Source organism: Variovorax boronicumulans, from assembly GCF_009811375.1.
GTDB lineage: Bacteria > Pseudomonadota > Gammaproteobacteria > Burkholderiales > Burkholderiaceae_C > Variovorax > Variovorax boronicumulans.
Window position 1 is genome coordinate 592381 of the sequence record NZ_BKDH01000001.1, and the last position, 15805, is coordinate 608185.

At 68.9% G+C, this 15805-nt stretch carries 19 protein-coding genes; 12 read left to right on the forward strand and 7 right to left on the reverse strand.

The annotated features are described in order from the left end of the window. The first annotated feature begins 22 nt into the window (after window positions 1-22). Both VHAB30_RS02790 and VHAB30_RS02795 read left to right on the forward strand, forming a co-directional pair. On the forward strand, window positions 23-847 hold the full coding sequence (locus VHAB30_RS02790) for a MetQ/NlpA family ABC transporter substrate-binding protein (RefSeq protein WP_062473320.1): 825 nt from the start codon (window positions 23-25) through the stop codon (window positions 845-847). Between the two features lie 28 nt (window positions 848-875). After that, window positions 876-1226, forward strand: a complete 351-nt coding sequence (locus tag VHAB30_RS02795) for a hypothetical protein (RefSeq protein ID WP_159275731.1) — start codon at window positions 876-878, stop codon at window positions 1224-1226. A 43-nt stretch (window positions 1227-1269) separates the two neighbouring features. Here the strand turns inward: VHAB30_RS02795 and VHAB30_RS02800 are convergent, their stop codons facing one another. Then, the gene (locus tag VHAB30_RS02800) at window positions 1270-2571 is read right to left on the reverse strand and encodes a D-amino acid dehydrogenase (protein ID WP_062473324.1); all 1302 of its coding nucleotides are present in this window, start codon (window positions 2569-2571) and stop codon (window positions 1270-1272) included. Window positions 2572-2699: 128 nt separating this feature from the next. On the opposite strand from VHAB30_RS02800, the gene VHAB30_RS02805 reads away from it, so the two are divergent. Genes VHAB30_RS02805 through VHAB30_RS02815 form a run of 3 tightly spaced genes read left to right on the forward strand, consistent with a single transcriptional unit; the run spans window position 2700 to window position 4076 of the window. Then, complete coding sequence (locus tag VHAB30_RS02805) at window positions 2700-3167, forward strand: winged helix-turn-helix transcriptional regulator (RefSeq protein WP_062473326.1); 468 nt, start codon at window positions 2700-2702, stop codon at window positions 3165-3167. Next, entirely contained in the window at window positions 3164-3643 is a 480-nt protein-coding gene (locus tag VHAB30_RS02810; protein ID WP_159275732.1) for a GNAT family N-acetyltransferase, read from the forward strand. The genes VHAB30_RS02805 and VHAB30_RS02810 overlap by 4 nt, the downstream gene beginning before the upstream one ends. Window positions 3644-3674: 31 nt before the next feature. Next, window positions 3675-4076, forward strand: coding sequence for an OsmC family protein (locus tag VHAB30_RS02815; protein WP_070062377.1), 402 nt, complete (start codon window positions 3675-3677; stop codon window positions 4074-4076). Window positions 4077-4089: 13 nt separating this feature from the next. On the opposite strand, the gene VHAB30_RS02820 is transcribed toward VHAB30_RS02815, so the two are convergent. After that, window positions 4090-4443: a winged helix-turn-helix transcriptional regulator gene (locus tag VHAB30_RS02820; RefSeq protein WP_062473331.1), complete on the reverse strand. Its 354-nt coding sequence runs from the start codon at window positions 4441-4443 to the stop codon at window positions 4090-4092. 124 nt (window positions 4444-4567) lie between these two features. Between VHAB30_RS02820 and VHAB30_RS02825 the strand changes: the two genes are divergently transcribed. Beyond that, complete coding sequence (locus VHAB30_RS02825; RefSeq protein ID WP_159275733.1) at window positions 4568-5443, forward strand: NAD(P)-dependent oxidoreductase; 876 nt, start codon at window positions 4568-4570, stop codon at window positions 5441-5443. A gap of 3 nt (window positions 5444-5446) precedes the next feature. Here the strand turns inward: VHAB30_RS02825 and VHAB30_RS02830 are convergent, their stop codons facing one another. Further along, on the reverse strand, window positions 5447-6583 hold the full coding sequence (locus tag VHAB30_RS02830) for an alpha/beta hydrolase (protein WP_159275734.1): 1137 nt from the start codon (window positions 6581-6583) through the stop codon (window positions 5447-5449). A gap of 166 nt (window positions 6584-6749) precedes the next feature. On the opposite strand from VHAB30_RS02830, the gene VHAB30_RS02835 reads away from it, so the two are divergent. From VHAB30_RS02835 to lpxO, 3 genes are all read left to right on the forward strand, one after another. Next, window positions 6750-7433, forward strand: coding sequence for a response regulator (locus VHAB30_RS02835; protein WP_062473337.1), 684 nt, complete (start codon window positions 6750-6752; stop codon window positions 7431-7433). Then, a complete protein-coding gene (locus VHAB30_RS02840) occupies window positions 7430-8860 on the forward strand; it encodes a sensor histidine kinase (RefSeq protein WP_159275735.1) in 1431 nt (476 codons plus the stop codon). Before VHAB30_RS02835 ends, VHAB30_RS02840 begins: the two co-directional genes overlap by 4 nt. A 93-nt stretch (window positions 8861-8953) precedes the next feature. Beyond that, window positions 8954-9850, forward strand: a complete 897-nt coding sequence (lpxO, locus tag VHAB30_RS02845; protein WP_159275736.1) for a lipid A hydroxylase LpxO — start codon at window positions 8954-8956, stop codon at window positions 9848-9850. Between the two features lie 127 nt (window positions 9851-9977). Here lpxO and VHAB30_RS02850 read toward each other — a convergent pair whose 3' ends face one another. Then, complete coding sequence (locus VHAB30_RS02850; RefSeq protein ID WP_223301405.1) at window positions 9978-10670, reverse strand: phosphatase PAP2 family protein; 693 nt, start codon at window positions 10668-10670, stop codon at window positions 9978-9980. A gap of 122 nt (window positions 10671-10792) precedes the next feature. Between VHAB30_RS02850 and VHAB30_RS02855 the strand changes: the two genes are divergently transcribed. The 3 genes from VHAB30_RS02855 to VHAB30_RS02865 are packed head-to-tail and all read left to right on the forward strand — an operon-like array spanning window position 10793 to window position 13060. Next, complete coding sequence (locus tag VHAB30_RS02855) at window positions 10793-11473, forward strand: response regulator (protein ID WP_062473345.1); 681 nt, start codon at window positions 10793-10795, stop codon at window positions 11471-11473. After that, window positions 11470-12822: a sensor histidine kinase gene (locus VHAB30_RS02860; protein ID WP_159275737.1), complete on the forward strand. Its 1353-nt coding sequence runs from the start codon at window positions 11470-11472 to the stop codon at window positions 12820-12822. The genes VHAB30_RS02855 and VHAB30_RS02860 overlap by 4 nt, the downstream gene beginning before the upstream one ends. Window positions 12823-12838: 16 nt before the next feature. Continuing rightward, the gene (locus VHAB30_RS02865) at window positions 12839-13060 is read left to right on the forward strand and encodes an oxidoreductase-like domain-containing protein (RefSeq protein ID WP_095746351.1); all 222 of its coding nucleotides are present in this window, start codon (window positions 12839-12841) and stop codon (window positions 13058-13060) included. Here VHAB30_RS02865 and VHAB30_RS02870 read toward each other — a convergent pair. From VHAB30_RS02870 to VHAB30_RS02880, 3 genes are read right to left on the reverse strand one after another with little or no spacing between them, the layout of a single operon-like run. Beyond that, window positions 13057-14490, reverse strand: coding sequence for a hypothetical protein (locus VHAB30_RS02870; RefSeq protein ID WP_159275738.1), 1434 nt, complete (start codon window positions 14488-14490; stop codon window positions 13057-13059). The two genes, VHAB30_RS02865 and VHAB30_RS02870, sit on opposite strands and share 4 nt — an antisense overlap. Window positions 14491-14500: 10 nt before the next feature. Continuing rightward, window positions 14501-15319, reverse strand: coding sequence for an aminoglycoside phosphotransferase family protein (locus VHAB30_RS02875; protein ID WP_235926400.1), 819 nt, complete (start codon window positions 15317-15319; stop codon window positions 14501-14503). Continuing rightward, entirely contained in the window at window positions 15319-15795 is a 477-nt protein-coding gene (locus tag VHAB30_RS02880; protein ID WP_159275739.1) for a nucleoside deaminase, read from the reverse strand. The genes VHAB30_RS02875 and VHAB30_RS02880 overlap by 1 nt, the downstream gene beginning before the upstream one ends. Between the last annotated feature and the right edge of the window lie 10 nt (window positions 15796-15805).

The following is a 15805-nucleotide window of genomic DNA, read 5'->3' on the forward strand; positions in this document are numbered from 1 at the left end:
CTCTCATCTTTCTGTCCATTCCATGAAAACCGCACTGCTGCGCCGTTCCGTTCTCGCCGTTTCCCTCGTCGCGCTGTCGCTCGGCGGCCTCTCGCTGTCGGCGCAGGCGCAGGACGCCAAGAAGAACCTCGTGATCGGCGGCACCGCCGGCTCCAACGCCGACCAGCTCAAGGCCGGCATCATTCCGATCCTCGAGAAGAAGGGCTACAAGGTGAAGCTGGTCGAGTTCAACGACTATGTGCAGCCCAACCTCGCGCTGGCCCAGGGCTCGCTCGACGCCAATTTCTTCCAGCATCGCGTCTACCTGCAGAAGTTCTCGGCCGACCAGAAGCTCGACCTCGCCGAGCTGGTGCAGGGCCCGATCGCGCCCATGGGCGTGTACTCGACCAAGCGCAAGACGCTGGCCGACGTGAAGGAAGGCGACCGCGTGACGCTGCCGAACGACCCGAGCAACCTGGCGCGCGCGCTGGTGCTGCTGGAGCAGAACAAGCTGGTCACGATCAAGGCCGGCATCGATCCGCTGCGCGCGTCCGAGAAGGACGTGGCCGAGAACCCGAAGAAGCTCAAGTTCATTCCGCTCGAGGCCGCGCAGCTGCCGCGTTCGCTGGGTGACACCGAGTACGCCATCGTCAACGGCAACTTTGCGATCTCGTCGGGCCTGAAGCTCACCGAGGCCGTGGTGCTCGAGAAGACGCCCGACTACTACCTGAATGTGGTCGCCGTGAAGAGCGCCGACAAGAACGCCGCCTGGGCCAAGGACATCGCCGAGGCCTACCGCTCGAAGGAATTCAAGACGGTGGTCGACAGCAAGTTCCAGGGCTACGCCAAGCCCAGCTTCCTGCAGTAATTCACCACGCTTCAGCGAAGGACGCCCCATGCCCGTGCTCGCCGTATTCGATGGCCAGGCCAATTGGCGCGACACGCACGTGTGCGACGGCTGGATCAGCGACCACCTCGCGCGCCACGGCGTGCGCTGGGGGCGCGGCGAGGCCGACGGCCAGCGCGTGCTCGACAGCGCGGGGCTGTTCTATCTGCCGACGGCGGACGGGTATCTGGGGCTGTTGGTCGAAGGCGGGGAGTGGGTCGCCATGCCCGCCGAAGCGCCGCATTTCTTCGATGCGGGCGAGGCTGCTTCGCTCGACGGGCTGCCCGCCGCGTTGCCGCGCTTCGAGGCCTTTGTCGAAGAGGTGCTCGCGATGACGGGCAACGACGCCAGCGACGAGTAAGTCAGCGACGGGCCTGCGCGGCCCGTCGCATCCCCGGCGTCGGTCAGGCCGGCGCCGTCGTCGGGCTCGGGCGCGCCGAACGCGACGGCCCTTGCGTGTAGCGGTCCATCGCCAATCCATCTGTGCGGATCTCCGGCCGCTGGCCCGTCACCAGGTCCGAGATCAGCTTGCCCGAGCCGCAGGCCATGGTCCAGCCCAGCGTGCCGTGGCCCGTGTTCAGGAACAGGTTGGGGTAGCGCGTGGCGCCGACGATGGGCGTGCTGTCGGGCGTCATCGGGCGCAGGCCGGTCCAGAAGCTGGCGTTGGGCAGGTCGCCGCCCGGGAACAGGTCGCTCACCACCTTCTCGAGCGTGGCGCGGCGCGCCGGATTCAGGCGCAGGTCGAAGCCGCCGAGCTCGGCCATGCCGCCCACGCGGATGCGGTTGTCGAAGCGCGTGACGGCCACCTTGTAGGTTTCGTCGAGCACGGTCGATTGCGGGGCGAGCGATTCGTCGAGCAGCGGCACCGTGAGCGAGTAGCCCTTGACCGGGTACACCGGAATGTCCAGCCCCAGCGAGGCGATGGCGGCGCGCGAGTAGCTGCCGAAGGCCATCACGTAGCGGTCGGCCGTGAGGATCTTGCCGGCGCGCGTGCGCACGCCGGTGATGCGGCCGCCGTCGGTCTCCAGGCCGTCGATGGTCTGGCCGAAGCGGAAGTCCACGCCCAGGCCGTGCGCGATCTCGGCGAGGCCGCGCGTGAACAGGTGGCAGTCGCCGGTTTCGTCGTTGGGCAGGCGCAGGCCGCCCGTGAGGCGGTCGCGCGCGCCGGCCAGGCCGGGTTCGACGCGCGCCAGGGCGTCGCGGTCGAGCAGTTCATAGGGCACGCCGCATTCCTCGAGCACGGCGATGTCGCGCTGCACCGCGTCGAGCTGCGCCTGCGTGCGGAACAGCTGCAGCGTGCCGCCGGTGCGGTGCTCGTACTGCAGGCCGGTGTCGGCGCGCAGCTGCTGCAGGCAGCCGCGGCTGTATTCGGCCACGCGCATCATGCGTTCCTTGTTCACGGCGTAGCGCTCGGGCGAGCAGTTGCGCAGCATGGCGGCCATCCAGCGCAGCTGGAACAGCGTGCCGTCCGGGCGGATCGACAGCGGCGCGTGCTTCTGGAACATCCACTTGATCGCCTTCAGCGGAATGCCGGGTGCAGCCCACGGCGTCGAGTAGCCGGGCGACACCTGGCCGGCGTTGCCGAAGCTCGTTTCCTCGGCCGGACCGGCCTGCCGGTCGAGCAAGGTGACTTCGGCGCCGGAGCGCGCGAGGTAGTACGCCGTGGTGGTGCCGATCACGCCGCCGCCGAGAACGATGACTTTCATGGTGTATCCGCTGATCTGAATGGAATGATGTGAATCTAAAGTGCACAATGCAGTGGATTCCATTGTTTTTAGGTCTTTGGCCGTGAAAATCTCTGCCGAAAACCGTCCAAGGCCCCGCGCGGAGTGAAATGCCCGAACTCGACCGAATCGACCGCAAGATCCTCGACCTGCTGCAGCGCCAGGGCCGCATTTCCATGACCGAACTGGCCGAGCGCATCGGCCTGTCGGCCTCGCCCTGCGCCGAGCGCGTCAAGCGCATGGAGCGCGACGGCGTCATCACCGGCTACCACGCGCACGTGTCGCCCGAGGCGCTGGGCAAGACGCTGCTGGTGTTCGTGGAGATCAAGCTCTCGGCCAAGTCGGGCGACGTGTTCGACAAGGTCAAGCAGGAACTGCTGCACATGCCCGAGGTGCTCGAATGCCACCTGGTGTCGGGCAGCTTCGACTACCTCGTGAAGGCGCGCCTGAGCGGCATGAGCGAGTACCGGCACCTGCTGGGCGACATCCTCAAGAAGCTGCCGGTGGCGGCCGAGTCGCACAGCTACGTGGTGATGGAAGAGATCAAGGAAACGCTGATGCTGGCGGTGGACCGGTGAGCGCTGGCGCTATCGTCATCCGGCCCTGGCGCCTGGCCGACTTCGACGCGGTGAAGGCCATCCTCGACGACACCTTCGCGAGCACCTGGCTGCCGCAGCTCACGCCCGAGGCCGCGAAGGCCTATGCCGACAGCGGCGAGCCCGTGGGCTACATCGACGAGAGCGGCCCGGCCTTCTTCGTGGCGGAACTCGATGGCGAGGTGGTCGGCATGGTGCACTGGGAACACGACTTCGTGCAGGCCCTGCACGTGCCCGCCGCGCACCAGCGCAAGGGCATCGCCCGCGCGCTCATGGCCTATGCCGAAGCCGGCATGCGCGCCGACGGCGTGGCGCGGGCGCGGCTCGAGACCGACACCTTCAACACGCAGAGCCAGGGCCTGTATCGCGCGCTCGGCTACCGCGAGGCCGGCCGCTACCCCGACCTCGAATGGCACAGCGGATTCACGACCATCCTGTATGTGAAAGACTTGGCCTGAGCTTTCTTTCCACCTCTTCAAGGACATCGGCATGACCCTCTCGATCCGCCGCGACGGCACCACCGGCACGCGCCACATCCTCAAGATCCGCAACCACGAGATCCCTGTCGATGCCTCGCCCGCGGGCGGCGGCAGCGACGGCGGTGCCGAGCCGCACGACCTGTACGACGCGTCGCTCGCGGCCTGCAAGGCGCTCACGGTGCTGCTCTATGCGCGCCGCAAGGGCATTCCGGTGGAAGACATCGAGGTCGTGGTCGACCGCGATGACAGCGAGGAGCGCAAGGGCATCTACCGCCTGAAGTCGGGCCTGCGCCTGACGGGCGATCTGACCGAGGCGCAGCGCGACGAGCTGCTGCGCGTGGCGGGCAAGTGCCCGGTGCACAAGCTGATGACCGAGGTCAAGACCGAGATCGAAACCGGCTGGGCCGACTGAGCGCGTTGCGCCCTTACTTGGCCGCTTCGGCCTGCTTGCGCGCCGCCGCCACGCGCTTGGCATAGCGGTCGCCCCAATCGGCCAGCGGCCCCAGCGCCGCATTGAGCGTGGCGCCGAGCGAGGTCTCGGAGTACTCGACGCGCGGCGGTACTTCGTGGAACACCTCACGGTGCACGAGGCCGTCGGTTTCCATCTCGCGCAGCTGCTGGATCAGCATCTTCTCGCTGACCTCGGGCAGCAACCGCTTCAGCTCGCCGAAGCGGTAAGGCTGCAGGTGCAGCTCCCACAGGATGACGGCTTTCCACTTGCCGCCGATGACCTCGAACGCGGGGCCGATGCCGCAGTTGTAGGGCTTCTTCGCTGCCATCTCTTGCTCCTTGCGATTCCAATACTTCCCATTTGGTAAGTACCTTACTTTATCGTAGGTACTTGACCATGTGGAAGTGCAATTTCTACCATGCAGGCGTCATCAACCACTGCATCGGATTGCCATGAGCAACAAGAAGGAAGTTTCGGTTCTGGGCCTGGGCGCCATGGGCGTCGTCATCGCACGGCTCTTTCTCGACCAGGGCTACAAGGTCACGCTGTGGAACCGCACGGCCGACAAGGCCGACGCGCTGGTCGCCCGCGGCGCCGTGCTGGCGCGCAGCGCGGCCGAGGCCTTGCGCGCGAGCCGCATGGCCGTGATGTGCGTGTACGACTACCGCGCCGCCGACGCGATCTTCGCGATGGACGGCGTGGCCGCCGCCATGGACGGCCGCCTGCTCGCGCAGCTCACCACCGGCAGCCCGAAGGACGCGCGCGAGGCCGAGGCCTGGGCGCACCGCCACGGCGCCGCGTACCTCGAAGGCGCGATCCAGGCCGCGCCGGACCAGATGGGCCGGCCCGACACGCCGCTGCTGGTGTCGGGTGCGCAGGCCGTGTTCGCCGAGGCCGAACCCTTGCTGAAGGTGCTGGCCGGCGGCATCGTCTACCTCGGCGAGAAGGCCAGCGCGGCCGCGGCCATGGACCTGGCCACGCTGTCCAGCATCTACGGCACGATGCTCGGCTTTTTGCACGGCGCGCGCATTGCCGAGCACGAAGGCTTCGACGTGGCCGAGTACGGCCGCATCGTGGCCGGCATCATGCCGACCTTCGCGGGCTTTCTCCAGCACGAGGGCGCGGTCATCCAGTCGGGCGACTTCGCGATCACGCAGAGCCCGATGCGCATCTCGGTCGAGGCCACGCAGCGCATCCTGCAGACCGCGCAGGAGGCGGGCATCAACACCGAGTTCCCGGCCTTTGCCGCGGGCCTGTTCCGGCGCGCCGATGCGGCGGGGCTCGGCGGCGAGGAACTGGCGGCGCTGATCAAGCTGCTGCGCCAGTAAGGATCAGGCCCAGCGCATCGACTGGATCGCGCGCACCACCTCGGCCTCGCGTTCCATGAAGAAGTCGGTGTGGTTGCAGTGGTCCAGCGTGAGCCGGTGCGAGGTCTGCAGCGCGGCGGCCAGGCGGTCGGCGTCGGCGCGGCGCACGCGGCGGAAGATGCGCAGGAAGTCTGCGGCGTCCTGGCCGGTCTGCGCGTCGAGCGGTCGTTCGAGCCAGGGGAACAGGTCGCGCTGGTCGAACGGCAGCGCGGTCACCACCAGCGCCGGCGCGCGCACCGGCCGGTAGTCGGGCGAGAAGCGGTGGGCTGCGGTGTCCATCGCGGTTTCCACGGCGTCGGGCGTGTTGGGGCGCACGCTGCCGTCGGCCAACTCGTCGAGCGCGTCGCGCAGGTTGGCCTCGAGCGCGGGCCACCAGTTCTTGGACTTGCGTCGCAGGTACGCAATGGCCGCCTTCATCGAGCGGCCGTCCTCGGGCGTGGGCGCGGGCTCGTCGAGCCGGCGGTTCAGCGGCGGGTCTTCGCCACCGGTGTCGGCGTCCTTCGTGTAGTCGAAGGTGGTATCGAGGTACACGAGGCCGCGCACCCGCTCGGGAAAGCGGCCCGCGAAACGCGTGAGTTCGTTGCCCGCGATCGAGTGGCCGCCGAGCACCACACGCGTGAGGCCGAGCGCATCGCACAGCGCGGCCAGGTCGTCGACCAGCGTGTCGACCTCGTAGTGCTGCGTGGCGCTCTTCACCGGCAGCGGCTTGTCCGACAGGCCGTAGCCGCGCCGGCTCACGGCGAGCACGCGCGAGGCGGCGCCGGCCGCGACCAGCGCGGGCGCCAGGCTGTCGAAGCAGCGCGCGTTGCCGCCGAGGCCGGCGAGCAGCACGAGCACGGGACCGCCGTCGTCGCTGCGCTGCCAGTCGCGCACCTGCAGCGAGACGTCGGGCGTGCTCGACACCTTCACGCGGCGGTCGGTGGCCGCCACGGGAAGGTCGTTGCCGATGGGGGCAGTGCCGGCGTTGCCGCCGCCACCACCGCCGCAAGCGGCCAGCCCAGCCGCGCTGCCCAGGAGCACGGCGCGCAGCAGGTCGCGGCGCTGGAAGTGAAGCGGGTTCGCCCAGTGCGGGCGGACCGTGGAAAGACAGGGGCGAGGCACGTCGGGGCTCCAGGCAGGAAGAAGAAAACAGGAGCCTTGCAGTGTGGGCACGCCGCCTGAAGAAGCCCTGCAGCCTTCATGAAGGCTTCCTGAAGCGCAACGACGGGGTGTGGCAGATACTTCGGCCACTTCCCGGAACCGGGCTTGTTCGCTTGGAATCCTTCCCATGAATCTTTTGCTTGTTGAGGACGATCTTGATCTTGGCAACGGCGTGCGCATTGCGCTCGCCAACCAGGGCCTGGATGTGGTGTGGGTCCGCAGGCTCGACGACGCGCTGCGCACGCTCGACAACGGCGCCTTCGACATGGTGCTGCTCGACCTGGGCCTGCCCGACGGCGACGGGCTCGACCTGCTGCTGCGCCTGCGCCGCACCCGCCAGATCCTGCCGGTGCTGGTGCTGAGTGCGCGCGATGCACTCAACGACCGCCTGCGCAGCCTGGACGACGGCGCCGACGACTACCTCGTGAAGCCCTTCGCACTGGCCGAGTTGCTGTCGCGCGTGCGGGCCCTGGCGCGGCGCAGCTACGGCTTCAACGACGAGACCATCCGCATGCGCGGCCTGGCACTGCACGAGCCCACGCGCGGCGTGATCGTCGATGGCGAGCCGGTGGAGCTGTCGCGCTGCGAGTTCGACCTGCTCGCGTTGCTGCTCAAGCGCACCGGCCGCGTGGTCACGCGCCGCGTGATGGAAGAGCAGGTGCTGCCCGGCGGCCAGGCCAACGGCAGCAACTCGCTCGAGGTGCACATCTCCAACCTGCGCAAGAAGATCGGGCAGGGCTACATCCGCACGGTGCGCGGCATCGGCTATGTGATCGACACCCAGTCGCTGGTGCGGAGCCCGTCGAAATGATGCGCCAGCTGGCGCGCGGCTGGAAGAACTGGAACCAGCCGTCCCTGATGCGCCGCCTGCTGGTGGCGCAGATGGCCGTGGTCGCGCTGCTGTGGACCTCGGCCGTGGGGCTGCTGCTGTACGACTCCTACAAGGACCCGGGGCTGCTCCGGTTCACCAGCATCTTCAAGGCGGCGATCTCCATTGCGCAGAAGCTGGAGGACCAACCCGAGCGGCAACGAGAGGCGCTCGAGGCCTTCGACGCCGCGCTCATCGAGGCGCTCAGCGACGGCGACGAAACCAACGAAGCCCTGGCGGTCATGCAGGTGTGGCAGCGCGGCAAGCTGATCTATAACTCGCGCGCCGGTGTGCCCGTGCTGCTGAACTCGGTGCCCGACCGCAACGAGACCGTGGTCGCGGGCGGCCGCGAGTGGCGCGCGCGCACGATGGCCTCGCCCATCGCCGACACCCGCGTGGTGCTGGCCGAGCCCAGCGTGTGGCGGCTGGCCGTCACCGTGCTGTCGCGCGGCTACTACCTGCTGCCGCTGGTGATCAGCCTGCCGTTTCTCGTCTTTCCCGCGTGGCTGTCGGTGCGGCTGGCGCTGCGTCCGTGGCGCCAGGTGAGCCGCGAGACCGCCGAGCGCGGTCCCGACGACCTGACGCCGCTGTCGTACACGCCGCCGCACAAGGAGCTCAAGCCGATGGTGCAGAGCATCAACAGCCTGCTGCTGCGGGTGCGCGACAGCACGACGCGCGAGCGCAGCCTGATCGCCGATGCGGCGCACGAGCTGCGCACGCCGCTGGCGGCCATGCGCGTGAACGTCGAGGCGCTGAAGGAGCAGAGCAGCGACGAGGGCCAGCGCGAACTCATGGCCAACCTGCTGCGCAGCAACGACCGCGCGGCCCGGCTGGTGGGGCAGCTGCTGCAGCTCATGCGCAGCGACGCGGTGGCCACCAACGCGCTGCCCGTGATGCTGTCGCTCGACGGGCTGGTGCAGGACCGGCTGGCCATGATCGAGGGCCTGGCGCGTGCGCGCGGCGTGGAGCTCGAACTGGTGTGTGACGACGCCGTGCCGGTGCTCGGCGAGCGCGAGAGCCTGGTCTCGATGATCGACAACCTGATCGACAACGCGATCAAGTACAGCCCCTGCGGCGCCACCGTGACGGTGCACGTGGCGCGCGAGGGCGCACGGGCGTTGCTGACCGTGGCCGACACGGGCCCGGGCATTCCGCCCGCGCTGCGCGAACGCGTGTTCGACCGCTTCTTCCGCAACCCCGACCAGACGCAAAGCGGCAGCGGGCTGGGCCTGGCCATCGTCAAGTCGGTGGTCGACCGGCACGGCGGCGATGCGGTGCTGGGCGAGGCCCCGGGCGGCGGCCTGCTGGCCACGGTGCGGCTGCCGCTGGCGCAGGCCGACGTGCCGCAGCCTTTGCTCGTCGGCGCCTGAGCCCGGGGGAAAAGGCCCCGGCCGGGCCTGTTCCGGGGCAAGGATTTACACTAGCCGGCTCCCCCGGCGCTCGTCTACAGGACACTTTCACCAATGAAGTGGGTCATTCTTGCCATCTTCGTGCTCAGCGCACTCTACGTTCACTTCCGTGGCCAGGTCCGGCACAAGTTCTTCAGACAGCTCTCTGATCACTCGACCTTCCTGGCGCCGCTGAACGTCTTCATGTACCTTTTCTCGAAGGTGCCCGGTACGCCGTACCTGTCGCCTGCGCAGTTCCCCGAGATGCGCATCCTCGAGGAAAACTGGGAAGTGATCCGCGAAGAGGCGCTGGCCATGCGCAACGGCGGCAGCATCAAGGCCTCGAGCCAGTTCAACGACGTGGGCTTCAACTCCTTCTTCAAGAGCGGCTGGAAGCGCTTCTACCTGAAGTGGTACGACGATGCGCACCCCTCGGCCGCCGTGCTGTGCCCGCGCACCACCGAGCTGCTCAAAGGCATCGGCACCATCAAGGCCGCGATGTTCGCCGAGCTGCCCCCGGGCAGCCGCCTCGTGCGCCACCGCGACCCGTTCGCCGGTTCGCTGCGTTATCACCTGGGCCTGTGGACGCCGGGCGTCGAAGGCTGCTATATCGACGTGGACGGCCAGCGCTACCACTGGCGCGACGGCGAGGCCGTGGTGTTCGACGAGACCTACATCCACTACGCCGAGAACACCACGGACCACGACCGCGTGATCCTGTTCTGCGACATCGAGCGCCCGCTCAAGTACCGCTGGGCCAGCGCCGTGAATCGCTGGTTCGCGAAGAACCTGCTGGCCGCCGCCGCCTCGCCCAACGATGCGGGCGACAAGACGGGCGGCCTGAACCGCGCCTTCAAGTACATCTACCAGATCCGCGTGGTCGGCAAGCGGCTGAAGGCCTGGGACAAGCGCGCGTACTACCTCGTGAAGTGGACGATCTTCGGCGGCCTCGCCCTCTGGATCTTCTGGTGAACTAGGCTCGCCCCCAGGCTACGCGCACTTCGTGTCGCTGCGCCAACCCCCTACCGGGGGCACCACCGGCGGCCCGGCAAAGCCGGTTCCGCGGTGGTTCTTGAAGGATCCAGCCTGACAGCTCTGCTCAGGCCTCAGCCAGTATCAAACGTGCACGCGGCGCACGCCGCCAGCACACCAGGCCCGCCAGCAGCACACCACCGAGCACGTCGAGCAGCACGTGCTGGCGCGTGGCCAGCGTCGAGTAGACGATCCCCGCGGCCCACAGCACGTTCACCCATTGCGTCCACGCGGGCGCCTGCACGCTGCGCAGCTGGCGGCCGAGCCACACGGCCGCGAACACGGCGAAGGCCACATGCAGCGACGGGAAGGCATTGCCGCCCGCATCGGCGCTCTTGAGGAACTGCAGCGCCGGGTACTGCGACCAGTCGATCGCAAAGCTCGGCACGACCGTCGGAAAGCACCAGAACACCGCCAGGCCGATGGCGGCCATGAGCGCGGCCCCGCGTGCGCAGGCCCACAGCTCGGCCTTGTTTTTCGTGAAGGCCGGGGCGAGCGAGATGTAGAACCACAGCGAGCTGTACAGCAGCATCGCGTCGTCGCTCACGTCCACCCAGTGGTCGATGGCCGTGAGCGGCATCACCGTCGGCACCGAGGGCGGGTGATGCATCACCCAGAAGTACAGGACGAAGAAGCCCGAGATGCCGAGCGTGGTGCCGATCATCTTCACGACCCACAGCGTGGCGAAGCGCTGCCCCAGCGCCAGGTGCCAGGGCGTGACGGGGAGGGCGGCGGGGTTCGGGCGGGAGGGCAGCGTCACCGGTGCGCTTTCAGGAGAGGGAAGCGCCACAGCGTAGGCGCATGCATTGCGTGAACATTGCGTTACCTCATGCGAGGGCTCTCTAGAATCACCCGCCTGTCCGGTCCCTCCCCATCCCCCCCATGAGAATCCTGCTTGTCGAAGACGAAGCCGACCTGGCGCAGGCGCTCGCGTCGGCGCTGCGCCAGAACCAGGCGGTGGTCGATGTGGCGAGCTCGCTGCGCGCGGCCGAGGAGGCCGCGCTCGGCGCGCCCTACGACGTGGTCGTGCTCGACCGCGGCCTGCCCGACGGCGACGGCCTCTCGCTCGTCGCGTTCCTCGCGCAGAACCACATCGCCTGCGCCGTGCTCGTGCTCACCGCCATGACCGACGTGGCCGAGCGCGTGCTGAGCCTGGACGGCGGCGCCGACGACTACCTGGCCAAGCCCTTCTCGATGGACGAGCTGCTGGCCCGCGTGCGCGCGCTGGCACGCCGCCCCGCGGTGCGCGCCAACTTCATCATGACGCTCGGGCAGCTGCGCTTCGACCACCACACGCGCCAGGCCCATGTGGGCGAGGCCTGCCTCACGCTGCCGCGGCGCGAGCTGCTGGTGCTCGAGACGCTGCTCGAACACCGCGGCCGCACCGTGCTGCGAGAGGCCCTGCAGGACCGCGTGTACGGCCACAAGGACGACATCCAGTCGAACGCGCTCGACACGCACGTCTCGCGCCTGCGCTCGAAGCTCGACAAGGCGGGCGCGCAGGTCGAGATCCATGCGATCCGCGGTGTGGGCTACCTGATGTGCGCGCCGCAGTCGGCATGAGCCTCAGTTTGCTTTCGCTGCGCTGGCGGCTGATCTGGAGCCTGATCCTCTTGCAGGTGGTGGTCGGCCTGCTGGTGATGGGCGGCTTCCTCGGGCTGGCGTGGGCGTTGGGCCGCGTGGTCGACGAGACCGGCCACGAGACGGTGGCCGCCATCCAGCGCGCCCTGATGCGCGGCGCCGACGGCCAGCTGGTGGTCGAGCCCACGAGCGCGCTGCGGCGGCTGCAGAAGGCCGACCCGCAGTTCTGGTTCATCGTGCGCGACCCGAACGGCGTGCAGCTGCGCCACGGCGAGGTGCCGCCCACCTACCTGCGGCTGCTCGATGCGCTCGACGACACCGAGCGCGTGGCCATCGATCCCGAGAGCGACGGCACCCGCCCCAAGGCCCGCTTCGAGCGCATCGAATCGCGCGCCGGCCCGGTGGTCGTGATGGCGCAGACCGGCGGCCCGCTCACGGTGGAGAACACGCTCAAGGGCACCGGCATCGCCTTCCTGTTCCTGGTGGCGCCGATGGCGCTCGTGACCTGCCTGGGCGTGATCCTGGCGACGCCGTTCGTCGTGAAGCGCGGCCTGAAGGGCGTGGTGGCCACGGCGGAGCATGCCGAGGGCATCGACGTGCACGAGCGCACCACCCGCCTGCCGCTGGCCAACGTGGCCAGCGAGATCCGCCCGCTGGTCAACGCGGTCAACCGCGCCTTCGACCGACTCAATGAAGGCTACGACCGGCAGGAGCGCTTCCTGGCCGATGCCGCGCACGAGCTGCGCACGCCGATCACCACGCTGCAGATCCATCTCGAAGGCCTGCCCAACGACCCGCTGAAGATGAAGCTCATGCAGGCCTCGGCGCGGCTGGCCACGCTGGCCGAGCAGCTGCTCGACCTGCAGCGGCTCGACCACGGCCTGTCGCTGGACCAGCAGGTGGAGCTGAAGTCGCTGTGCGAGCGCGTGGCGGCCGACATCGCGCCGCTCGCGATCCGCAGCCGCTGCACGCTGTCGGTCGACGCGCCGCAGCCGCTCACGGTGCGCGGCGATGCGCCCTCGCTGGAACGCGCGCTCACCAACCTGATCCAGAACGCCATCGAGCACGGCGGGCCGGGCTGCGACATCCAGGTGCGGCTGTGCGAGCCCTCGTGCATCGAGGTGCGCGACTCGGGCCCCGGCATCCCCGAGGCCGACCGCGAGCGCGTGGTGGCGCCGTTCCACCGGCTCGTGCCGCGCGGGCGCGGCGCCGGGCTGGGCTTGCACCTCGTGGCCGAGGTGGCGCGGCTGCATCGCGGCCAGCTGAGCATCGGCTCGAGCGAATCGGGCGGCGCGAAGATGCGGCTCGAACTGATGAACCTCGAGGCCTGAAGAGGAGCCGCTTGTCATGAACGCCATCGACCGGCTGCCCGAACCCACGAACCTTGCCGGCGCGCAAGCGCTGATCGCGCGCGTGCAGGCGATGCTCGATGCCGAAGGGGTGGCGATGCGTGCGCCGCCGCCGGAGCCCACCACCTGCTGCGGGCGCGGCTGCAATGGGTGCGTGTGGGAAGGGTGGCTGGCGGCGGTGGCCTATTGGCGGGATGAGGCGTCGCTGCGGCTGGGTTAGTAGATGCGGGGCCGCAGCACCTTGATCGTTTCCGCACCCGCCAGATGGTCGACAAAAAGATGCTCTGCGAAAAGGTAGCGCCCCACCACGCTGCGCAGATCAGGTGACTCGCACACCGTCACGGTCTCATGGCGCTCGGTGTACATGAGTTGGAAGGCCGGACCTTCCTTCAGCATGTAGAAGCAGCCATCGCTGCTGATTCGCTCGGCCCTGATCCTGCCTTCGTACCAGCGGGTGGCCATCGCATGGTCGACCAGCGCGTCGGCGTCGATGGTGAACACCGCTCGGCACTCTTCGGGCGTGAAGTCGTCGCGAAGTGCCGTGCCGTCTTCGCCGTTGTAGGCCTCGTGGATCAGGTCCGATGCCGTGTTGTGCAGCAGGGCCTCGAGTTGCGCTTGGCGGTCCGGAGGCTGCACCATCTGGTAGGGGGCGATCAACGGAGGCGTGGCAAGGCTGGCGATGTGAAAAGGCTCGACACCCGTTTCCAGGCTGGTGGAAAGCTTCAGGTACCAACGCTCCTGTGCTGCGCGCGGTGTCCTGCGAGTGGCTGTCACGCTGCCGGCATAGTGCACGCGGCGTTCGCCTGTGCCGGTGGGCGTCGATGGCGCAGCATCGGCACTGCCCGTGCCCCAGAACTGATCCCTCAACGACCAATCACCGTCCGCCGGATCGTTCAGGGTCTGGACGATGAGGTCCGCGAGGATCTGCGGCGGTGCCTGCGCGGGCTGGCCATCGACGGACACCGGCACCATGGCATCGACCCTGAACGCCATCGGCTCGCCGAGGCGAAAGCTTTCACCACGATCGACGTGAATCGCTTCCAGTGCCCGGCGCCGTGGTGGCGGCACGGTGCGTCGCACAAGGGTGTAGGCGGCCACGAGCGTCAGCACAGTGAAGATCGGAAACACCGGCAGCCCCACCAACAGCCACAGCAGGTTCCGACCTCCACTCAACGACCAGCGCAGTGCGTTGAAACCGAAGGCGGCAAAGAAGGCCAGCACCGCCAGCGCGACCAGCGAACCCAGCCAGTCGGTGATGCTGGTTCGTGAAGGGGCATTTGAAGGCGGCGGTGCCGGAGACGTCCACGCCGTGTCGTGCCGCTGCACGATGCGCGGCAGGCCGATCACGCGCGGATCGGGCAGCGGCGTCCAGAAACTGTCGTCCTGGGCGGCCAGCGCGATCGTGCGGATGCCATCGCGGTGTTCAAGCTGCAGCGCTGCCTGCGCGACGCCGTCATGCGCCGTGTCATCGAAGCGCTGAGGACGCGCATCGGGCACGCGGTGGTAGCGGCGCTTCTCGACATCGACGATCAGCGCATCCGCACCCGCCGATGCCGCATGAAAGCGCTCGTCAGAAGACGGAAGGCCTTCCGACAGCGGCAGCGCCAGAACCCGCGCGAGGACATCGAGGTAAGAGTGGGGGCGAGACATGCGTCCGAATCTAGCCGGCGATCCCGAGCGCCGCAGCCGCCAGCTTCGCCACCTCCAGCGTGCTCCCGGGCGCCTCGCCGTCTTCCAGCATCCACACCGACGACAGTCCGGCCCACGCCAGCACCCATTGCAACAGTCGCCGCCGCTCGATGCCCGTGGCCTCCGCGATGACCTCGATGCGGCGCGCGAAGCGCCCCGGCGCCAATGCGCTCTCGCCGTCCGGATTGCACAGGATGTTCGCGTGGTCGAAGCCGCGCTCGCCGTGCAGGCCCTTGGGGTCGATGGCGAGCCAGCCGGCCGGGCCGAAGTCGAGCACGTTGCCGTGGTGAATGTCGCCATGCAGCACGACCACGTCGCGCGGTGCGGTCAGCAGTTCGCGTGCGGTGCGTGCGCTGTGGTCGAAGACGCCGCCGTGCGTGGCCGCGCCGGCCCACAGCGATTCGAACCAGCGCGAGAGCGGCACCAGCGTCGGGGGCGGCGGCGTGTCGCGCGGGGCGTGCAGGCGCGCGGCGGCGGCGCACAGGATGCGCGTGGCCTCGTCGTCGTGGCCTTCGTGAACCATCTGCGGCAGCGAGGCAGTGCCTTGCGCGCGCACCATCAGCAAGGCTTCGCCGTCATGGGCCAGCACGGGCGCGGCGCCGTCGCCGTTCCACCAGGCCATCAACAGGCTGCCCGCCTGCTCCTCGGCCTCGTGCGACACCTTGAGCATGGCCGCCACGCCCTGCTGGCGCACGGGCAGCAGCGTGCCGCTCAGCGAAGTGAAGGCCTCGCCGTCGGGGGTGAGGTTCCAGCGTTCCAGGTAAGGCGCGAACACGCCGTGCGGGTCCACTAGCGCGATTCCCAGAACCCCCGGTGCGTGGCGATCATCTCGTCGGCCACCTCGGGCACGGGGCCGATCACCTCGACGGGTTTCTGTCCGCGCGCGAAGACCTCGCGGCAGGGCAGGCTCAGCGTCGGGTTCTCGGGGTGGTCGCCGGTGAGTGCGAGCAGCGCCGATTCCTCCGCGCCGTACACCACGCGCCCGATGTTGGCCCAGTAGCTCGTGCCCGCGCACATGGCGCAGGGCTCGAAGGTGGTCACCAGCGTGCACTGCCACAGGTACTCGGGCGGCCAGTTCTGCGCCGCGTGGCGCGCGAGCGTGGCCTCCGCGTGGTGCACCGTGTCGATGTTGCCCTGCTCGGCGAGAACGGTCTCGCCGTCGGGTGCGACGAGCACGGCGCCGAAGGGGTGGCGGCCCATGGCCATGGCGCGTCGCGCCACGGCGTCGGCGCGACGCAGCGCGCGGGTGATCTGTTCGGGGGTCATGCCCCCATTA